This window comes from Mycobacterium sp. E735 (genome assembly GCF_001666955.1).
Classification (GTDB): Bacteria; Actinomycetota; Actinomycetes; order Mycobacteriales; family Mycobacteriaceae; genus Mycobacterium.
The window spans coordinates 16979-35313 of record NZ_LZIX01000283.1 but is presented as its reverse complement, the minus strand read 5'-3'; the positions used below and the strand labels follow the sequence as shown (position 1 = coordinate 35313).

At 71.0% G+C, this 18335-nt stretch carries 16 protein-coding genes and 1 pseudogene; 10 read left to right on the top strand and 7 right to left on the bottom strand.

The window, feature by feature from the left end:
* The first annotated feature begins 55 nt into the window (after window positions 1-55).
* Window positions 56-412, top strand: coding sequence for an STAS domain-containing protein (locus A5704_RS23505; protein ID WP_067780681.1), 357 nt, complete (start codon window positions 56-58; stop codon window positions 410-412).
* A complete protein-coding gene (locus A5704_RS23500) occupies window positions 409-4257 on the top strand; it encodes a SpoIIE family protein phosphatase (protein ID WP_067891325.1) in 3849 nt (1282 codons plus the stop codon). The genes A5704_RS23505 and A5704_RS23500 overlap by 4 nt, the downstream gene beginning before the upstream one ends.
* 6 nt (window positions 4258-4263) lie before the next feature.
* On the opposite strand, the gene A5704_RS23495 is transcribed toward A5704_RS23500, so the two are convergent.
* On the bottom strand, window positions 4264-4539 hold the full coding sequence (locus tag A5704_RS23495; protein ID WP_139273001.1) for a hypothetical protein: 276 nt from the start codon (window positions 4537-4539) through the stop codon (window positions 4264-4266).
* Between the two features lie 63 nt (window positions 4540-4602).
* Between A5704_RS23495 and A5704_RS29885 the strand changes: the two are divergent.
* Window positions 4603-4680, top strand: a pseudogene (locus A5704_RS29885) (hypothetical protein); the annotation flags it as partial.
* Here the strand turns inward: A5704_RS29885 and A5704_RS23490 are convergent.
* The 5 genes from A5704_RS23490 to A5704_RS23470 all read right to left on the bottom strand — a co-directional run bounded on the left by A5704_RS23490 (window position 4646) and on the right by A5704_RS23470 (window position 12032).
* On the bottom strand, window positions 4646-9031 hold the full coding sequence (locus A5704_RS23490; RefSeq protein ID WP_156675731.1) for a cation-translocating P-type ATPase: 4386 nt from the start codon (window positions 9029-9031) through the stop codon (window positions 4646-4648). The pseudogene A5704_RS29885 and the gene A5704_RS23490 sit on opposite strands and share 35 nt — an antisense overlap.
* A 50-nt stretch (window positions 9032-9081) precedes the next feature.
* Window positions 9082-9543 carry a hypothetical protein gene (locus A5704_RS23485; protein WP_067891340.1) on the bottom strand — a complete coding sequence of 154 codons (462 nt, stop codon included), beginning with the start codon at window positions 9541-9543 and terminating at the stop codon, window positions 9082-9084.
* A 214-nt stretch (window positions 9544-9757) separates the two neighbouring features.
* Window positions 9758-10564: an exodeoxyribonuclease III gene (locus tag A5704_RS23480; RefSeq protein ID WP_067783627.1), complete on the bottom strand. Its 807-nt coding sequence runs from the start codon at window positions 10562-10564 to the stop codon at window positions 9758-9760.
* Between the two features lie 164 nt (window positions 10565-10728).
* Window positions 10729-11439 (bottom strand): GCN5 family acetyltransferase, encoded by a 711-nt coding sequence (locus tag A5704_RS23475; RefSeq protein ID WP_067891320.1) that lies wholly within the window; start codon window positions 11437-11439, stop codon window positions 10729-10731.
* Entirely contained in the window at window positions 11439-12032 is a 594-nt protein-coding gene (locus A5704_RS23470) for a peptide deformylase (RefSeq protein ID WP_067755406.1), read from the bottom strand. Before A5704_RS23470 ends, A5704_RS23475 begins: the two co-directional genes overlap by 1 nt.
* A 201-nt stretch (window positions 12033-12233) precedes the next feature.
* On the opposite strand from A5704_RS23470, the gene A5704_RS23465 reads away from it, so the two are divergent.
* Genes A5704_RS23465 through A5704_RS23435 form a run of 7 tightly spaced genes read left to right on the top strand, consistent with a single transcriptional unit; the run spans window position 12234 to window position 17378 of the window.
* On the top strand, window positions 12234-12542 hold the full coding sequence (locus A5704_RS23465) for a DUF3263 domain-containing protein (RefSeq protein WP_007167558.1): 309 nt from the start codon (window positions 12234-12236) through the stop codon (window positions 12540-12542).
* An 18-nt stretch (window positions 12543-12560) separates the two neighbouring features.
* Entirely contained in the window at window positions 12561-13037 is a 477-nt protein-coding gene (locus tag A5704_RS23460; RefSeq protein ID WP_067755403.1) for a LytR C-terminal domain-containing protein, read from the top strand.
* 24 nt (window positions 13038-13061) lie between these two features.
* Complete coding sequence (locus A5704_RS23455) at window positions 13062-13781, top strand: superoxide dismutase family protein (protein WP_067783618.1); 720 nt, start codon at window positions 13062-13064, stop codon at window positions 13779-13781.
* Window positions 13771-14901 (top strand): glutamate--cysteine ligase, encoded by a 1131-nt coding sequence (locus tag A5704_RS23450; protein ID WP_067755396.1) that lies wholly within the window; start codon window positions 13771-13773, stop codon window positions 14899-14901. Before A5704_RS23455 ends, A5704_RS23450 begins: the two co-directional genes overlap by 11 nt.
* Entirely contained in the window at window positions 14901-15527 is a 627-nt protein-coding gene (locus A5704_RS23445) for an LON peptidase substrate-binding domain-containing protein (protein WP_067783615.1), read from the top strand. The genes A5704_RS23450 and A5704_RS23445 overlap by 1 nt, the downstream gene beginning before the upstream one ends.
* Before the next feature lie 16 nt (window positions 15528-15543).
* Window positions 15544-16566 carry a TIGR03617 family F420-dependent LLM class oxidoreductase gene (locus tag A5704_RS23440; protein ID WP_067783612.1) on the top strand — a complete coding sequence of 341 codons (1023 nt, stop codon included), beginning with the start codon at window positions 15544-15546 and terminating at the stop codon, window positions 16564-16566.
* Window positions 16563-17378, top strand: a complete 816-nt coding sequence (locus A5704_RS23435; protein ID WP_067783609.1) for an enoyl-CoA hydratase/isomerase family protein — start codon at window positions 16563-16565, stop codon at window positions 17376-17378. Before A5704_RS23440 ends, A5704_RS23435 begins: the two co-directional genes overlap by 4 nt.
* A 23-nt stretch (window positions 17379-17401) precedes the next feature.
* Here A5704_RS23435 and A5704_RS23430 read toward each other — a convergent pair whose 3' ends face one another.
* Window positions 17402-18331, bottom strand: coding sequence for an SDR family NAD(P)-dependent oxidoreductase (locus A5704_RS23430; protein WP_067755384.1), 930 nt, complete (start codon window positions 18329-18331; stop codon window positions 17402-17404).
* Between the last annotated feature and the right edge of the window lie 4 nt (window positions 18332-18335).

Below are 18335 nucleotides of genomic sequence, written 5' to 3'. Positions count from 1 at the left end.
CTAGGCACTGCGAGCGGCGCGCACCGCGTCGGAACGGTTGCGAAAGGCACAGAAGTTGTTGGCGGTGGAACACGAATCTCTCGATGACGCGGTTGTGGTGCGCGTCAAGGGTGGTGTCGACTCCAGTACCGTCGATGAGGTCAACGCCCAGCTGAACGCCGCGCTCAAGCTGGCCGAGTCACACCCGGCCCGGCTCGTCGTCATCGACCTGCAAGCGGTCGACTTCTTCGGCAGCGCCGCGCTGAACGCCATGCTCGAGTGCCACGACGCGGGCAAGGAAGCGGGCACGCCAGTCAGGCTGGTCGCGGACCACGACCCCGTGCTTCGCCCTATCCAGGTGACCGAGCTGGACCGCATCTTCGACATCTACCCCACGCTGTCCGAGGCGCTGCAACACAAGCGACCGCAATGACCCCGGCGCTGCCGGCCGATCTTGCGGCTGCGGTCGGTTTGGGCGGGGAGATGGGCCGCCGGTTCGCCGAATTCGACTGGGCCTCCCATCCGTTGGGGTCGCCCGCCGACTGGCCGGCCGAGGTACGGGTGGCCGTGGCGGTCGCGCTCACTTCGAGGTTTCCCATCGTGCTCTGGCTCTGCCCTGGCGACCTGTTCCTGATGTACAACGATGGCTACGCGCAAATCCTGGGGGACAAACACCCAGCCGCCCTGGGTTCGCGCGCCGAGCAGGTGTGGTCGGAGATCTGGCCGCAGATCTCGCCGATGCTCACCAGCGTAATGGAGACCGGCGTCGCCACGTGGTCCGACGACCTGATGTTGCCGCTGATGACGGCCGGTCAGTCGCAGGAGCGCTACTTCACGTTCACCTACAGCCCCATCATCGGCGGCGAGGGCCCGGTCACCGCGATTTTCTGCGCGGTGATCGAAACGACCGGCCGGGTCTTGAGCGGGCGGCGGCTGCACCTGCTCAACGCGGTGGCGACCGCCGTCATGGACGCGCGCACCATCGACGACGCGGTGAGTAGCGCCGTCGCGGTTTGTGGGGCACAACCGCTGGACCTGCCGTTCATCGCCGTCTATGTGGCAGGCGACGGGGAGGGCGCGCGCAACAGCACGCTGCGCGGGGCGACGCCCGCCGTCCGCCGCCTGCTGCCGGGCTCGCTGGCCGAGCTCACCGGTTGGGACAAGACGCCACGTGCGCGAGCGGCGCGCGTCATCGACCGGCTCGAGGACGTAGTCCCGGGTATCGCGGAGCTTTTCGGCGAGGAATGTCCCCGACAGGGCCTGGTGTTGCCGCTCGGCGAGGCGGCGGCCGCGGGGGCGCTGGTGGTCGGCCTCAGTCCCCGCCGCCCGCTGGACACGCAGTACCGCGGCTTCTGCCAGCTGCTCGCCGACCAGCTCACGTCGACGTTCGCGCAGATCGTCTCCTACGAGCAGCAACGGCAGCGGGCCGACGCGCTGGCCGAGCTGGACCGGGCGAAGACGGCGTTTCTGACCAACGTCAGCCACGAATTCCGCACGCCGCTGACGCTGCTGCTCGGGCCGCTCGACGACGCGCTGTCCGAAGCGGCGCCGGACAGCGTGCTGGCGGACCGGCTGAGCACGGCGGGCCGCAACGCGCGGCGGCTGCAGCGCCTGGTCGAATCGCTGCTCGACTTCTCCCGCATCGAGGCCGGCCGCGCGAACGCGAAGCTGGCATGCACCGATGTCGGTGCGCTGACCGCCCACATCGCGTCGTCGTTCACCGAGCTCTGCCGCCGGGCGGGGCTCGAGCTCGTCGTCGACTGTTCCCCGGTGCTGGCCGACGTCGACCCGGGCATGTGGGAGACGATCATCCTGAACCTGCTGTCCAACGCGGTGAAATACACACTGCGCGGCTCGATTTCGGTCCAGGTGCGTGCCGAGCCCGGGTATTGCGTCGTCACCATGCGCGACACCGGCGTGGGGATCGCCGCCGAAGACCTCGACCGCCTGTTCGACCGCTTCTACCGCGCGGACAACCTGCGCGGCCGGAGCGTGGAGGGCACCGGCATCGGGCTCTCGCTGGTGCGCGGGCTCGTCGAGCTGCACAGCGGAACCGTGGAGATCGACAGCGAACTGGACCGGGGGACCACGGTGACCGTCCGGCTGCCGCGATCGATCGGTACCGAGGCGGATCAGGCGACGGCCGGCCAGCTGGACGAGAGCAACCCCTATGTGGCCGAGGCCCGGCAATGGCTCACGCCCGTCTCGGGGGGCGACGGGCCGGCTCCCGCGCCCGAGAGGTCGCGCCAGCTGGTGCTCATCGCCGACGACAACGCCGACATGCGGCACCATCTCGATCGGGTGCTGTCGGCCCATTGGGAGACCGTGCTCGCCGCCGACGGAGAGTCGGCGCTGGCGATGACGCGGAAGCTGCGCCCGGACGCGGTCGTCACCGACGTCATGATGCCCGGCATCGACGGCTTCGGACTGGTGGCGGCCATCCGCGCGGATCCGCAACTGGCGGCCACGCCGGTCCTCATGCTGTCGGCCCGGGCGGGGGCGGAGGCGATCGACGAGGGCTACGCCGGTGGCGCCGACGATTACCTGCCCAAGCCGTTCCGCTCCCAGGAGCTGATCGACCGGGTGAAGTCGCGGCTGGCCGCGGTGGCGCGCGAGCGCGACCGCCAGCGTCGCGCGGCGGCGTCGGACCTGGTGCTGCTCGACTCCGCGCTGCAGGCCGCCGACACGGTCGCCGGGATCCTCGACGCCTTGCTGGAATCCTCGTTCGGCTCCGCCGACGCCGCCACCGTCACGATCGGCATCTTCGACGGCGAACGCCACATCCGGTTCGAATACGCCGGCCACCTGCCCGGCGAACTGCGCGACCGCTACCACGTGACCACGCTCGACTCCCCGGTGGTCGGCGCCGACGTCGTGCGCACCGGCGAGTCGATGGTGGTCCCGGACACGTTCGACCTGCCGCCGCGCTACCAGCACGCGGTGCAGGACACCGCCGGCAGCGTTCGCGCCTGCGTGGCCCACCCGTTGCGGGATCACGCGGATCGCGTCGTCGGGGTGCTTATCCTGCTGTGGCCCACGCCGCGCGAATTCGACGCCGCCGAACTCGATGCGTTCGGCCGAATGGCCGAGCTGACGTCCTCGGCCGTGGACCGGGTCCGCGTCCTGGCGAGCGAGCACCGCATCGCGGTCGACTTCCAGGAGCAGCTGCTGGACCTGGACCGCGGCTCGACGGCCGCGGTGGTGGCCGCCGTGTATCAGCCCGCGGGCGAGGCGATGCGCGTAGGCGGGGACTGGTATTCGGTCACGCCGCTGGATCGCACCCACCGGGTCGCGATATCGGTGGGCGACGTCGTCGGCCACGGGTTGGCCGCCGCGATCGTGATGAGCAGGCTGCGCGCCGCGGTGGCGGCCTCGGCCCTGACGGCGGGAGAACCGGGCGCGGTGCTGGGTGCGCTGGACCGGTACGGGGCCAGCGTCGCGGGGGCGCGTTGCGCGACGGTGGCCTACGCCCTCGTCGAGACGGAGCCGGACACCGGTTGCGCCACCGTCAGCTACAGCTGCGCCGGCCACCCCTACCCGCTAGTGGTGTACCCCGACCGTCGCGCGCTGTTCCTGACCGCGGGCCGGCGCCTGCCGGTCGCCATCAAGGAACACGACGCCGAGAGCTACCCGGCCGACGCCACCGCGACGGCGAACCTGCCACCCGGGAGCCTGATCCTGCTGTACACCGATGGCCTGATCGAGCGGGTCGGCGAGACGCTGGACGACGGCTTGGCCCGGCTGCGGGCCGCGGCCGCGGACTGCGTCGACCTTCCCGTCGAGTCGGTCTGCGCCGAGGTGCTGTCCCGGATGGCCCCGCCCACCGCTTACCGCGACGACGTCGTCCTGCTCGCGCTCCGGGCGTGCCACGAGACCCCACGCAGCTTCGCCACCGTGGTCACGGCTGCGCCGGGGCAGATTCCCGTCGCGCGCGACCGGCTACGCAACTGGCTGGCCGGCATGGCCGTCGACCCCAAGCGCGAGCTGGACATCCTGCTGGCGACCGGCGAAGCCGTGACCAACGCGATTGAGCACGGCAGCGACGGCGAGCCGCGCCGGACGGTGTCCGTGGAGGCCTTCCTGCGCCAGCACACGTTGGCCGTCACGATCAGCGACACCGGCCGGTGGGTGGGCGATTCCTCGGCCAGCCTGCGCAGCCGGCGGCGCGGCCGCGGTCTGACCTTGATCGGCGGGCTGGCCGATCACGTCGACACGCTGCGCACCGCGGGGGGCACCAGGGTCACGTTGCGGTTCGACCGGGCCGTCCGGAGCGGTTAGGCCTGGTCAGGCCTCTTCCATCGCCTCGCCGAGCTCTTCGAGGAGCTTGTTGTGGTGGTTGGCGGCCAGGAAGTGTCCAGCGGCGATGACCACGGCGACCGGCCAGTCGATGAGTTCGAACGCCGCCAGGGCGGCCAGGCCCCCGAAGTAGGCCAGCTGCTCCGGCCGCGGAATCTCCATCTGGCCGACGACCGGAAGGTTGACGACGAACGTCTCGCCTTCGCGGATCTTTTCCACCGCCTCGCGCTGCGACGTTCCCCTGCGTGACTTCTTTTCCGCCATCATTTGCCTTTCAGTAACGAAGGGTTTGCCGCCTCGCCGGGTGCTGCGGCCACCGTCGGACTTATGTCGACGATGACCGACGCCGGGGGCGATCCGCTAGTTTCCTCTATTGCTCGGGTGCTGAAGGTGCCGTTACAGGAACTCTATGCGCTGCTGTGGCGGGCCGGGGTCGTAGAGGTTCACCCACCTCACCGGGGGCCGCGACGGATTTGTCCGGACCCGTCAGCGCACGATTCGCAATCCCGATCGCGACGGTCGCCGCAGCGGCGGATCCCAGCCCCTGCGCCCAGCCGACCGGACCCAGCGGTGTGCATCCCAGCAGTTGGCTGACCACGGGGATGCTGATCAGCGTTCCCATCGCGGCCAGCGATCCCACCGCGGTGAACACCACCAGCGGGGCGTGTGAATCCAGCAGCGTTTGACCCAGCTCGGCGCCCACCAGCGCGACCAGCGCCACGGTGGACGCGCGCTGCGGGCGGCCGGTGACGCTGCCCATCGCCCACGCCGCCGTCGTCGCGGCCGCCGTGGTGACGCCGCGGATGGCGACGGCGCGCCACAACGCGGGCTGATCCGGGCCCCGGATGCCCGGGTCGACCGGGCCGCTGGGCTTGCTCACCGCGAGGGCCGCGGCCGGCAGCGCGTCGGTCATCATGTTCACCAACAGCAGCTGCCGCGTGTTCAGCGGTGAGGTCCCGGTTATCGCGCTGCCGACGATGGCGAACAACACCTCGCCGGCATTGCCGCCGAGCAGCACGGACACCGCGGCCTGCACCCGTTGCCAGAGTTGGCGTCCCTCTTCGATGGCGTGCAGCAGGCCCTCGATGCGGGCGTCGACCAGTACCACGTCGGCGGCCATGTGCGCCGGGTCGCTGCCGCCGGCGACGACGCCGATGCCGACCGTGGCCGCCCGAATGGCGGCGGCGTCGTTGGCCCCGTCCCCGACCATCGCCGTGCGCACCCCCGCGCTCTCGAGGGTCTGAACGACCTGGACCTTGTTCTCCGGTGTCATCCGGGCGAAGATCACCCGCTCGGTCACGACGCGCTCTTGATCCTTGCGGGACAACGCATCCCACTCGGCGCCGCTGATCACCTGCTCGGCGGTCACGCTGAGCCCGAGCTCCTCGGCGATGGCCTGGGCGGTGATCGGGTGGTCGCCCGTGATCAGCTTGACGCCCACCGACAGCCGGCGCAGATCCGCGAGCAGGCCCGCCGCCTCGGCGCGCGGTGTGTCGGACAGGCCGAGGAACCCGGTCAGCGTCAGCCCGTCGCGGGCGAAGTCGGCGATCTCGTCGGGATCCTGCCGAATGGCTTGGGCCTGGGCGGAACTCAGCTGCCGCCGCGCCACCGCGATCACCCGCAGCCCCCGGCCGGCCATCGAGGCCACCGTCTCCTCCAGGGCGGGGCCCACGTCGCCGCAGGCGGCCAACACGACTTCGGGGGCGCCCTTGACGGCCAGTTCGGTGTCCGTCACGGAGGCCGAGAAGGACCGGCCGGAGCGGAACGGCAGGTGCGCGACGGGTGCGCTTGAGCTGTGGCCGTTGACGGACGCGGCGGCCTCGAGGATCGCGACATCGGTGGCGTGCGCGTGCGGGCCGCCGTTGGACGGCGGGGCGGCGTGCGCGGCGCAGCGCAACACCTCCTCGCGCGAAGCGCTCGGCGCCGCAACCACTTCGGCCACCCGCAACCGGTTCTGGCTGAGCGTTCCGGTCTTGTCGAAGCAGACCACGTCGATGCGGCCGAGCGCCTCCACCGAGCGCGGGACGCGCACCAGCGCGCCGAATTTGGTGAGCCGCCGCGCCGACGCCGCCTGCGCCAGCGTCGCCACCAACGGCATGCCCTCGGGCACCGCCGCCACGGCGATGGCGATGCCGCTGGCGACCGCCTGGCGCAGCACCGAGCCCCGCAGCAGCGCCAGCGCGCTGACCAGCGCGCCGCCGGTCATGCTGACCGGGAAGGCGCGGTTGGTGAGCTGGCTCAGTTGATGCTGCAGGCCGATGTCCGACGACAGGTCACCGGAGACCAGTTCTGCGGCGCGGCGTTCCTGGGTGTCGGCCCCGACCGCGGTCACCACCGCCACCGCGGTTCCCGCGACGACGGTCGTCCCCGCGTACAGCATGCAGCGGCGTTCGGCGAGCGCGGCGCCCGGTGTCGGCTCCACCTGCTTCTCCACCGACAGCGACTCACCGGTCAGCGTCGACTCGTCGACCTCGACGTCGACCTCCTCGATGATCCGGGCGTCGGCGGGCACCACCTCGTGGGTGCGCACCTCGATGACGTCGCCGGGCTGGAGCTGCGCCGCGATGACGTCGGCATACGTCCGCTCCCCGTCAGCGTCGGCGATTACCTTGCGGGCCGGTGGGATCTGTTGTGCAAGAAGGTGATTCAACCGGTTTTCGGCGCGCAGCCGCTGGCTTGCCGCCAGCATGGAGTTCCCGGCCAGCACCGAGAAGACCAGTACGGCGTCGACCGGCGAGCCGAGCACCGCGCTGGCCGCCGAGCCGAGCGCCAGCACGGGGGTCAGCGGGTCGGTCAGCTCGGCGCGGACCGCGGCCACGAACTGCAGGAAGGCATGCGCGCGCGTTTCCGGCTGTGGGGCCCCGAGGGTGGCCAGCGCCAGGCGCCTCGGGTCGCCGTCGGGCTCCGACTCGGGTGGCGGCAACGCCCGGCGGACCTGCTCGACGGCCATCGCATGCCATTCCTGAACGGGGGCCGGGCGGGGCGTGTCCGCCCGGATGATGCCGCGCGCCAGCAGGTATCCCGACAGCGCGCCGGCCGCGGCGCCACTGGTCACCGGCCCGCGTCCGATGCCACGGACACCGGGGATCATCAGCAGCGAGCCCATCGCCGTTGCGCCCGCCGAGATCCCGACGCCGCGCTGGGCGGCGGCCCGGGCGGCCGGGAGCGCGTGCAGCACCCGCCAGGCCGCCCCCAGGTCGGGCAGCAACAGGTCGGCGTACCACGGCGGGGGACCGTCGCCGGGCTCGGGCATCATGCCAAGCGCCACGTCGGCAGACCAAATGGCTTGCGCCCCCGGCGATGACAGCACGGCGACTGTGCGGCCCGCCTCGTGCAGGTCCGCCACGGCACCGGCCAGCGCGTCGTCGACGGAACCCCGCCCCAGCGGCCGGATCTCGTCGAACGCGGGCCGCAGCTCGCCCAGCGAATCGTCCTCGACCGAAACCAGTTCCGATCCCGTCCGGTGTGCCTCGCCGACGACGGCCGACGCCAACGGGTCGTGCGTGAAGCAGAACAGCGCCTCGACTTCCGCGTCCGGCGCGCTGGGCGATATCGCGGGCACCGGATGCCAGCCCGGGCGCAACCGGTTCTTCTCCAGCATCAGCTGGGCGCGCGACCACGCGGCGGGCAGCTCGGCTTCGGAAGCGCCGCGAATCAGCGACACCCGCAAGCTCGTGGTGCATAACACCCGGGGATCGATGACGATCGCGTCGACCCGGTCCAGGCGGCGCAGCGCCTCCGGGCGCAGCGCCAGGACCGCGTGCCGGTCGGCCAGCCCCCGGCCCAGCGCCGCGGCGAAGGCCTCCGGCGTCGTGCGGTTGGCCGCCGGGGTGGTCACGAGGACCGCCAGGGCCGCCTGGTTGAGGTTGCGGGTGGTGGCGCCGACGATCCCGGCGCTGACCGCCTGGACGAGCGCGAACCGGCCGGCGTGGTGGTCGTCCGGCCTGCCGCGCGGCGGCTTGGCCGCCGCCGACGGGTCGGTGCGCGGATGGTCGGCGTGGCCGGCCAGCTGAGGTTCGTGGTGTACCCAGGCGCGCGCCTCCGCGCGGCATTCGGCGGCCTTGAGCGACTGCATCAGCAGGCCCACGGACAACGAGGCGGGGGACTGGGTGACGGTTTCCGCGGCCGTCAGGGCCAGGGTCAGCGCCGTGTCGGTCGCGGGCCGGCCGATGCGGTCTTCGAGCAGGCGGCGCAGCCACGGTTGGTAGTCGACGGCGACCACGCCCGCCAGGACGCCGATCGGCATCCGCGGCCAGCGCAGCGCGCGGCCGGTCAGCGCCAGGCCCAGCCCGGCCGCGCTGGCGGCCGCGGTGGCAGCCCGGGTCGCCAGCACCACGCCGTCACCCGGCAGGCTCGTCGGGGGCGCCAGCGGTTCGGCTGCGCCGCAACGCTTCTCGGCGATGTCGACGATGCGGCACAGGTCGCGCAGCGAGGTGTCCGCGTCGCAGACGGTGACCACGACGCGCGACAGCGGATAGTTCAGGACGGCGGATGCGACGCCGGGGTGGGCCAGCAGCGCGTCGAGCACCGAGCGTCCGAGCTCGTCACCTGAAGCGCCGTCCAGCCCCCGCACCTCGATCCAGGCGCGTTCGGCGCCGCGCCAGCAGCGGCGGCTCAGTGTTGCCGGACTCTCCTGGGGCAGATCGCCCGCGATCGCCCTTGCGCCCTCGCGCAGCGGAATCGCGGCGATGGTGATGCCGGCCTCGACGAGCGAGGTGGTGGCCTGGATGCCCGTCGCGACGGCGCGCAACGGCATAGATCGTTGTATCGCTGTCGCAATGCTCAAAGCGGCTTCGAACGGTCCCGTTAGTTGGTGCTACGCAGCGCGGTGCCGCCCGCCCGGCGCCCGGCCGCCTTCTTGGCCGTCGACTTGCCGGCCGCCTTCTGTGGCGCCGCCTTCTGCGGCGCCGATTTCTGCTCCGCCGGTTCCGCGGGCACGGCCTTGAGGCTGGCCTTGGGCGCCGGGTTGCCCGATCCGTTCCGGTGGCTCAGCCGTTGCAGCAACAGGGCACCGCCGCCCACCGCCAACAGCACCGGCCACTCGACCAGCCCCGCGACGCCGAGCGCGCCGATGGCCACCGCCGCCGCGGGCGTCGAGTGGCTGCCGCTGCTCATTCCCTTTTTGATGCCCTCGGCGGCCCCCGTGACGCCGCCGATGACTCCGTTCACCGCCGCGCCACCCACGGCGCCGGCGGCCGCGGGCGTCGCGCTTGCCGCGCGATTCACCGCTTGACCCACCCCTCGGACTGCCCCGCCGATGACACTCATCATGACTCCTTGGCTTTCCTGCCCTTGCCGCGAACGCGCGTCACCGGTGAGCTATACCCGCTGAACGCGTCGTTAACGGCAAAAAAACACTGTTCGTCGGTTCTAACAAAATCAAAGCCTGCCACCTTGCAAACGCGCAGACAACGAGCAGTCGCATTTAATTTGCCTGAGCTTAACCTGGTTATGGGCGCGGCGCGAACGAGTTCAACGCGATTTAGCCTCGCCTTATGTCGATTTGCACCGGTGCGTGATCGCTGGCGGCCTTTCCCTTGCGCTCGTCGCGCACGATCTGGGCGTCCGTCACGCGGGTGGCCAATTCCGGTGAGGCCAGGATGAAGTCGATGCGCATGCCTTGCCGTTTCGGAAACCGGAGCTGGGTGTAGTCCCAGTACGTGTAGACCCCCGGACCGGGCGTGAAAGGCCTTACCACGTCGGTGAATTGGGCTTCGACGATGGCGCCGAACGCCCGGCGCTCCGGCTCGGAGACGTGGGTGGCGCCGACGTAGTATTCGGTGCTCCAGACGTCGTCGTCGGTCGGGGCGATGTTCCAGTCGCCGGCCAGTGCGATCTGCGCGGTGGGGTCGTCGCGCAACCACCCCGCCGCCGTATCACGCAGCGCGGCAAGCCATTCCAGCTTGTAGGTGTAGTGCGGGTCGCCCAGCGCGCGGCCGTTGGGCACATACAGGCTCCAGACCCGGACGCCATCGCAGGTGGCGCCCAGCGCGCGGGCTTCGGCCGTGGCTGCCACCTCCGGTTTGCTGCTCCAGGTGGGCTGACCGTCGAATCCGATCTGCACGTCGTCGAGGCCCACCCGCGAGGCGATCGCCACGCCGTTCCACTGATTGAAGCCGACATGCGCCACCTCGTAGCCGAGTTCGAAAAACGGCAGCGTGGGAAATTGGCTGTCGGAACATTTGGTCTCCTGCATGGCCAGCACGTCGACGTCGGCGCGCGCCAGCCAGTCGAGGACGCGGGGCAGGCGACTGCGAATCGAGTTCACGTTCCAGGTGGCCAGCCGCAGCGGCGATCGCAAGGGCGGCGAAGCCGGGCGCTGCGGGTCGCCGCCATCAATCTGCGGCGATCGCAAGGGCGGCGAAGCCGGGCGCTGCGGGTCGCCGCCATCAATCTGCGGCGATCGCAAGGGCGGCGGAGCCGGGTGCTGCGGGTCGCCGCCATCGTGCATCGCTAGACGGTATCCCAGGCGGGGGAGCGGGCCGGAAAGTAGCGGCGGCTGTGGTGCGCCCGGAAGCCCAGCGCGTCGGCCAGTCGCAGCATGCCGGTGTCATCGTCCGCAACGACCAGATAGGCCCGGGTCGCGCCGCGCGCCGCGGCCAGGGCCAACTGCGCTTCGTAGGTGGCCGGGTCGTCGCCGGCCGTCGGCAGGCCCACCCAGCGCGTGCCGTCCCGCGCCGGCGCCGAGACGTCACGCACCAAGACGCGTTCTGTGCGTTCGGCGCTCAGCCCCGGCGGCAGCGGCAACAAGCGATCGGGTATCGCCAGGCGCGCCGTCATGCCGCGGCGCTCATACCAGTCCGCGATCGCCGCAATGGCGCTTGCTCGGGCCGAAACATCCAGCGGCACAGCGAGATCCACGCCGGTCCCGGCGCGTAGCAGCCAGCCCTCGAGCCACGCGCGTTCCACGCCGGGCGACGCGTCGGCGGCCGCGCGCTCCAGCGCCCGGATTTCGGAGGTGCGCACCGGGGCGTCGGTCAGCACCCGCAGCGCGACCACGTCGTCGGGCAACACCTCGGTGACCGCGCCCGTCTTGGTCCGCACCCGCACCACCGGGTCGACCGCCAGCAGGTGGCCCACGGCGTCGGTCAGGGGCGGGACCGAGCCGGGGGGGCGCCGGTAGCGCAGCGTCACCCGCGTGCCCAACTCCGGCCACGAGAACATCAGTGACCGAAGGGGTCCGGCCCCTCGCCCGGCAGCCACGACAGCCCCGGCACGCCCCAGCCGTGCGACTTGACGGCGCGCTTCGCGCTGCGGGCGTGGCGACCGATCAGCCGGTCCAGGTACAGGAAGCCATCCAGATGCCCGGTCTCGTGCTGCAGCATGCGCGCGAACAGGCCGGTGCCCTCGAGCTCGACGGCCTTGCCGTCGGCGTCGAGGCCGGTGACGCGCGCCCAGCTGGCGCGGCCGGTGGGAAACGACTCGCCGGGGACCGAGAGGCAGCCCTCGTCGTCGTTGTCCGGATCGGGCATCGTCTCCGGGATCTCGGAGGTTTCCAGCACCGGGTTGACGACCACGCCGCGGCGCCGGTCGGTCCGGCCCCGGTCGTCGGCGCAGTCGTAGACGAAGACGCGCAACCCGACGCCGATCTGGTTGGCGGCCAGGCCGACTCCGTGTGCGGCATCCATGGTGTCGTACATGTTGGCGATCAGCTCCGCCAGGTCCGGCGGCAGCGATCCGTCGGCGCCGACCGGCACCGGCTGCGTCGGGGTGTGCAAGACCGGATCCCCGACGATCCGGATCGGTACGACTGCCATGGTCGGCTAAGCTACCGCACGCCCGCACGGGCGGAAGCCGGCCGTGTTCTCCGGGCAATCTGAGCCAATCGGCCGACTCGCGGGTCTGGATGACGGCTTGAGGGTTTGCGCCGTGATTCAATATTCGCCGAAACACGCCCTCAGGTAAGTCAAGTCATCTACAGCAGCCGAGAATCGCCGGAAGGGTCCAGGGGAAGCTATATGGACAGCGCCATGGCGCGGGCAAATCGATCGGGGGACGATGCCGAGATCGCAGATGGCCTCACCCGCCGCGAACACGACATCCTCGCCTTCGAACGTCAGTGGTGGAAATTCGCGGGCGTAAAAGAGGAAGCGATCAAAGAGCTGTTCTCGATGTCGGCGACGCGCTACTACCAGGTGCTCAACGCGCTCGTCGACCGGCCCGAGGCGCTGGCCGCGGACCCGATGCTGGTGAAGCGGCTGCGGCGGCTGCGGGCCAGCCGGCAGAAGGCGCGGGCGGCGCGGCGCCTCGGCTTCGAGGTGACCTGACTCGCTACAGTGGGCTCGATGAAAGAGCGAGTCCCCGACTCCACGGGGCTGCCCCTGCGGGCGATGGTGATGGTGCTGTTGTTCCTGGGGGTCGTATTCCTGCTGCTCGGCTGGCAGGCGCTGGGGTCGTCCGGCAGCTCCGAGGACGACTCGGCCTCGGCGGTGTCCACGTCGTCCGCCACCAGCACGTCGGCCACGCCGACCAGCACTAAGCCCGCGGCCAACCGGTCCGAGGTGCAGGTGTACAACATCTCGACAAAAGAGGGCGTCGCGTCGCGCACCAAGGATCAGCTCACGGCCGGCGGCTTCAACGTGACCAAAGTCGACAACCTGACCGTGCCCGACGTCTCGGCCACCACGGTGTATTACACCGACGCCGACGACGAGCACGCCACCGCGGACGCGGTCGGCAAAATCCTGGGCGCGCCCGTCGAACCGCGCATCCCGGCGCTGACCGGGCAACCGCCCGGGGTCATCGTCCTCGTTACGGGTTGACCCGTCAGCGGCTAGGCTTCCGCTATGCCTCAGCTCGCTGGTTACCGCACTGCCGCCGTCACCGTTTCCGCGCTCTCCGCAGCAACTTCGGTCGCGCTGCTCGGCGCGTGCTCGTCGCCCCAGCACGCCTCGACGTCCCCGGGCACCACGCCGGCGGTGTGGACCGGTTCGCCGGCGCCGTCGGGAACCGGCACGCCGGAGGGCGGGCCCGTCGCCGCGCCGTCGGGGCCGAGCATCGTCACCCACCTGAAGGCGCCCGACGGCACCCAGGTCGCGACCGCCTCGTTCCAGTTCAACAACGGCTACGCCACGGTCACCATCGAGACGACCGCCAACGGGGTGCTCTCGCCCGGCTTCCACGGGGTGCACATCCACAAGGTCGGCAAGTGCGAGCCCAACTCCGTCGCCCCGACCGGTGGCGCGCCGGGCGATTTCCTGTCCGCCGGCGGGCACTTCCAGACGCCCGGGCACGCCGCCGAGCCCGCCAGCGGTGACCTCACCTCGCTCCAGGTGCGCAAGGACGGGTCCGGGATGCTGATGACCACGACGGACGCCTTCGCCATGGACGACCTGCTCAGCGGCCAGAAGACGGCGATCATCATCCACGCCGGCGCCGACAACTTCGCCAACATCCCGCCGGAGCGGTACAACCAGGCCAACGGCACCCCGGGCCCCGACCAGATGACGATGAGCACCGGTGACGCCGGCAAGCGGGTCGCGTGCGGTGTGATCGGTGCCGGCTAACAGGGCCCACGCGCGCATCGATTTCGCCCGGTCACCGAGGCCGACCCTCGGCGTGGAGTGGGAGTTCGCGCTCGTCGACGCGCAGACCCGCGACCTGAGCAACGAGGCCACCGCGGTGATCGCCGAGATCGGCGAAAACCCGCGCGTACACAAGGAATTGCTGCGCAACACGGTCGAGGTCGTCAGCGGCGTCTGCAGGTCCACCGGCGAGGCCATGGAGGATCTGCGGGAAACCCTCGGGCCCGCGCAGCGGATCGTCCGCGACCGGGGCATCGAACTCTTCAGCGCCGGCGCCCACCCGTTCGCGCAGTGGTCCACCCAGAAGCTCACCGACGCGCCCCGCTACGCCGAACTGATCAAGCGCACGCAGTGGTGGGGCAGGCAGATGCTGATCTGGGGCGTGCACGTGCACGTCGGAATCTCCTCGGCGCACAAGGTGATGCCGATCATGACGTCCCTGCTGAAGTACTACCCGCACCTGCTGGCGCTGTCGGCGTCCTCACCGTGGTGGACCGGGGTGGACACCGGGTACGCCAGCAACCGCGCGATGATGTTCCAGCAGTTGCCCACCGCCGGCCTGCCGTTCCAGTTCCAGACCTGGCCGGAGTTCGAGGGGTTCGTCTACGACCAGAAGAAGACCGGCATCATCGATCACGTCGACGAAGTCCGTTGGGACATCAGGCCTTCGCCGCACCTGGGCACCCTCGAGGTACGGATCTGTGACGGCGTGTCCAACCTGCGGGAGCTGGGCGCGTTGGTGGCGCTGACGCACTGCCTGGTGGTGGACCTGGACCGCAGGCTGGAAGCCGACGAGACGTTGCCGACCATGCCGCCGTGGCACAACCAGGAGAACAAGTGGCGCGCGGCCCGCTACGGGCTGGACGCCATCATCATCCAGGACGCCGACAGCAACGAGCGGCTCGTCACCGAGGACCTCGACGACGTGCTGAATCGGCTTGAGCCCGTGGCGAAATCGTTGGACTGCGTCGACGAGCTGGCGGCGGTGGCCGAGATCCCCAGGGTGGGCGCCTCTTATCAACGGCAACGCCGGGTGGCCGAGGAACACGATGGCGACCTGCGGGCGGTGGTCGACGCGCTGGTGGCCGAGCTGGAGATCTGATGGAGTTGGCGATGTTCCCGCTGGAGTCGGCGCTGCTGCCCGACCAAAACCTGCCGTTGCGGATCTTCGAGCCGCGCTACGGCGCGCTGGTCCGGCACTGCCTGGACACCGGCGACCCGTTCGGTGTAGTGCTGATCTCGCGGGGACGCGAGGTCGGCGGCGGCGAGGTGCGTTACGACGTCGGGGTGTTGGCCGAGATCACCGAATGCGTCGACCACGGTGGCGGGCGGTACTCCATGCAGTGCCGGACCGGCGAACGGATCCGGGTCTCCGAGTGGTTGCCCGACGACCCCTACCCGCGGGCGACCGTGACCGCGTGGCCCGACGAGCCGGGCGATCCGGTCACGGCCGCCCAGCTGGTCGAGGTCGAGGACAGGGTGATGGCGCTGTTCGAGCGGATCGCCGACGCGCGCGGCGTGGCGCTGCCGGACCGCGCGGCGCTGCTGGGCGAGGACCCGGCCGGCGACCCCGGACAACGCTTGTACGCGTTGGCCTCTCGCATCCCCATCGGCACGGCCGACCTCTACACGGTGCTGTCGGCGCCGTCGGCCTCCGAGCGATTGGCGGCGCTGCGCGAGGCGGTCGACGCGCTCGCCGAGGTGGTGGAGTTCCAGCTTTCCGAATGACGCGACAGGGGAGTAGATGAAGGTACATCTGCAGGTCGACGGCTCACCGGTGGACGCGGCGGCGAGCGCCGCCGAGATCGCTGCGACCGGAGCCGACGGCCTGTTCACCTTCGAGGGCCAGCACGACGTGTTCTTCCCGCTGATCCTCGCCGCCGGCACCACCGGACTGGACCTGATGACGAACGTGGCGATCGCGCCGCCCCGCAGCCCGCTGCACCTGGCGCACGCCGCCTACGACCTGCAGCTCTACAGCGGCGGGCGGTTCCGGCTCGGCCTCGGCTCGCAGGTGAAGGCCCACATCGAAAAGCGTTACGGCAGTAGGTGGGAGCGGCCCGCGGCCCGGATGGCCGAAACCGTCTCGGCGATCAAGGCGATCTTCGCGGCCTGGGAAGGCCGCGCCCGCTTGGACTTTCGCGGCGAATTCTTCACCCACACCATCATGGCGCCCAACTTCAATCCCGGGCCCAACCCGTTCGGGCCGCCGCCGGTGCTGCTGGGGGCGCTGGGCCCGGTGATGACGCGCACCGCCGCCGAGGTGGCCGACGGGCTGCTGGTGATGCCGTTCAACAGCGCCCGCCACTTCGCCGAACGCACCCTCCCCGCCGTGGAAGAGGGCCTGCGGCGCTCCAAGCGATCCGCCGAGGACTTCGAGATCGTCGTGCAGGCCATGGTCGCCGTCGGCCGCGACGAGGCGGGCCTGGCCGCCGCGATCGGCGGTGTGGCGTCGCTAATCTCCTTCTACGGCTCGACGCCGGCCTACCTGCCCGTGCTGGAGGCCGAGGGCTGGGCCGACGTCCAGCCCGAGCTGAATGCCCTGTCCAAACAGGCCCGCTTCCCCGAAATGCGCCGGCTCGTCAGCGACGAGATGGTGGCCCGGATCGGGATCGTCGGCACGCCCGAGGAGTGCGCACGGCAGATCGCCGCCCGATTCGGAGAGCGCGCCGCCGAGGTGTGCTGCTATTTCCCGGGTTACTCGCCGGCCGCCGCGGACGTCGCGGACCTGATCGGCGCCCTGCACCGCACGCCGGCGCTGCGATGAGTTCCGACCTCACCGTCGACGTCGACGCGGGCGTGGCGGTGCTCACGTTGAATCGGCCCGAGCGCCTCAACGCCTACACCGCCGAGATGGGCGCGCTGCTGGGCCGGGCCTACTCCGACTGCGACGGTGACGACGACGTCCGGGCCATCGTTGTGACCGGGGCCGGGCGCGCATTCTGTGCCGGGGCGGATTTCTCCGGCGAGACAAGCCCTTTCGACGCCCCGGGCGAGGAATTCTCGGCGTCACCGATCACCCCGGCCGCGTTCGAGTTGCGCAAGCCGGTGATCGCCGCCGTCAACGGCCACGCGATCGGCATCGGGCTGACCATCGCCCTGCAGGCGGACCTGCGCATCGTCGCCGGCGACGCGAAATACGGTGTGGTGCAGGTCCGTCGGGGAGTGCTCCCCGACTGCATGGCGCACTGGACGCTTGCGCAGCTGACCACGTTGGGGGTGGCCGCGGACATCCTGCTGACGGGGCGGACCTTCGGCGGGGCCGAGGCGGTGACGCTCGGCATCGCAAACCGGGCGCTGCCCGCCGACCAAGTGCTCGACCACGCGGTGGCGGTGGCCCGCGACATCGCGGTCAACGTGGCGCCGATGTCGGCGGCGCTGTGCAAGCGGCTGCTGTGGGACACCGCGATCAACGGCTACACCCCGCGCCAGGTCGCGGCTCTGGAAACCCGGCTGCACCAACGGGTGATGGGCACCGCCGACGCGCGCGAAGGGGTCGCCGCTTTCCTCGAGCGCCGGCCGCCGTCCTTCACCGCGCGGCTCGCGAGCGAGTGGGAGCCGCTGCCGCCGAGCCGGTAATCCCGCATCGTCGGGCTGTGCTACTAGATCGCGCACAACCGCTCGGAGAGGGCCCACCAGTCAGCCGCGCGTTGGTCGTCGCGCGCGTGGGGGGCGAGCCCGTCGCTGATCCGGCAGTCTTCCAGGTACAGCCCGCCCCGGCCGGCGAGCTGCGGGCTGACCGCGGCCCAGACCTGCGTGGCCGCACCCCGATCCGGTGTGAGGAAGTCGAGACGGCCGTCGCTCGGTTCGCCGCGCGCCGCGCTGTTGGCGGCGACGAGCCTGCGGAGGTTGGAGAAATCCTCGTGGGACATGTAGCGCGCCAGCGAGGTGGCCACGGTGCCGGGATGGACGGCGAAGGCGCGAATGCCCGCGTCGCGCAGGCGGCGGTCGGCCTCCCTGGCGTACAGGATGTTGGCCGTCTTGGACGCGCCGTAGGCGACGAACTTGTCGTAGTCGCGGCGCTCCCAGTTGGGATCGTCGAAGTCGACGTCGCCCATGATGTGCCCGCCGGAGGACAGCACGACCAGCCGGGCGCCCTGTGCGGCGGCCAACGGACGCGTCAGTAGCCGGGTGAGCTCGAAATGGCCGAAATGGTTTGTCCCGATCTGGGTTTCGAACCCGTCCGCCGTCCGCCCGAACGGGGTGAACATGACCCCGGCGTTGTTCATCAAGACGTGGATCGCCGGCGCGATGTCGGTGATCGCCGCGGCCGCCGCGCGAACGCTCGACAGCGCGGTCAGGTCGAGATGCACGGTCGAGGTACGCGCGCCGGGTAGGTCCTGCGCTATCCATCCGACCGTTTCGGCCAGGGCGGCATGGTTGCGCGCCGCCAGGACGACGTGCGCGCCGGCGGCGGCCAACGCTCGGGCCGACTCGCGGCCCAGCCCGGTCGACGCACCGGTGATCACACATGTCTTGCCGGACAGGTCGATTCCCTTGACGACATCGACGGCGGTGCGGCGTTCGGTCATGCGG

Excerpts from the sequence above, each read along its gene's own strand:
- A5704_RS23500 (WP_067891325.1), top strand. The coding sequence starts at position 409 with ATGACCCCGGCGCTGCCGGCCGATCTTGCGGCTGCGGTCGGTTTGGGC.
- A5704_RS23495 (WP_139273001.1), bottom strand. The coding sequence starts at position 4,539 with ATGGCGGAAAAGAAGTCACGCAGGGGAACGTCGCAGCGCGAGGCGGTG.
- A5704_RS23490 (WP_156675731.1), bottom strand. The coding sequence starts at position 9,031 with ATGCCGTTGCGCGCCGTCGCGACGGGCATCCAGGCCACCACCTCGCTC.
- A5704_RS23485 (WP_067891340.1), bottom strand. The coding sequence starts at position 9,543 with ATGAGTGTCATCGGCGGGGCAGTCCGAGGGGTGGGTCAAGCGGTGAAT.
- A5704_RS23475 (WP_067891320.1), bottom strand. The coding sequence starts at position 11,439 with ATGTTCTCGTGGCCGGAGTTGGGCACGCGGGTGACGCTGCGCTACCGG.
- A5704_RS23470 (WP_067755406.1), bottom strand. The coding sequence starts at position 12,032 with ATGGCAGTCGTACCGATCCGGATCGTCGGGGATCCGGTCTTGCACACC.
- A5704_RS23465 (WP_007167558.1), top strand. The coding sequence starts at position 12,234 with ATGGACAGCGCCATGGCGCGGGCAAATCGATCGGGGGACGATGCCGAG.
- A5704_RS23460 (WP_067755403.1), top strand. The coding sequence starts at position 12,561 with ATGAAAGAGCGAGTCCCCGACTCCACGGGGCTGCCCCTGCGGGCGATG.
- A5704_RS23455 (WP_067783618.1), top strand. The coding sequence starts at position 13,062 with ATGCCTCAGCTCGCTGGTTACCGCACTGCCGCCGTCACCGTTTCCGCG.
- A5704_RS23445 (WP_067783615.1), top strand. The coding sequence starts at position 14,901 with ATGGAGTTGGCGATGTTCCCGCTGGAGTCGGCGCTGCTGCCCGACCAA.
- A5704_RS23440 (WP_067783612.1), top strand. The coding sequence starts at position 15,544 with ATGAAGGTACATCTGCAGGTCGACGGCTCACCGGTGGACGCGGCGGCG.
- A5704_RS23435 (WP_067783609.1), top strand. The coding sequence starts at position 16,563 with ATGAGTTCCGACCTCACCGTCGACGTCGACGCGGGCGTGGCGGTGCTC.
- A5704_RS23430 (WP_067755384.1), bottom strand. The coding sequence starts at position 18,331 with ATGACCGAACGCCGCACCGCCGTCGATGTCGTCAAGGGAATCGACCTG.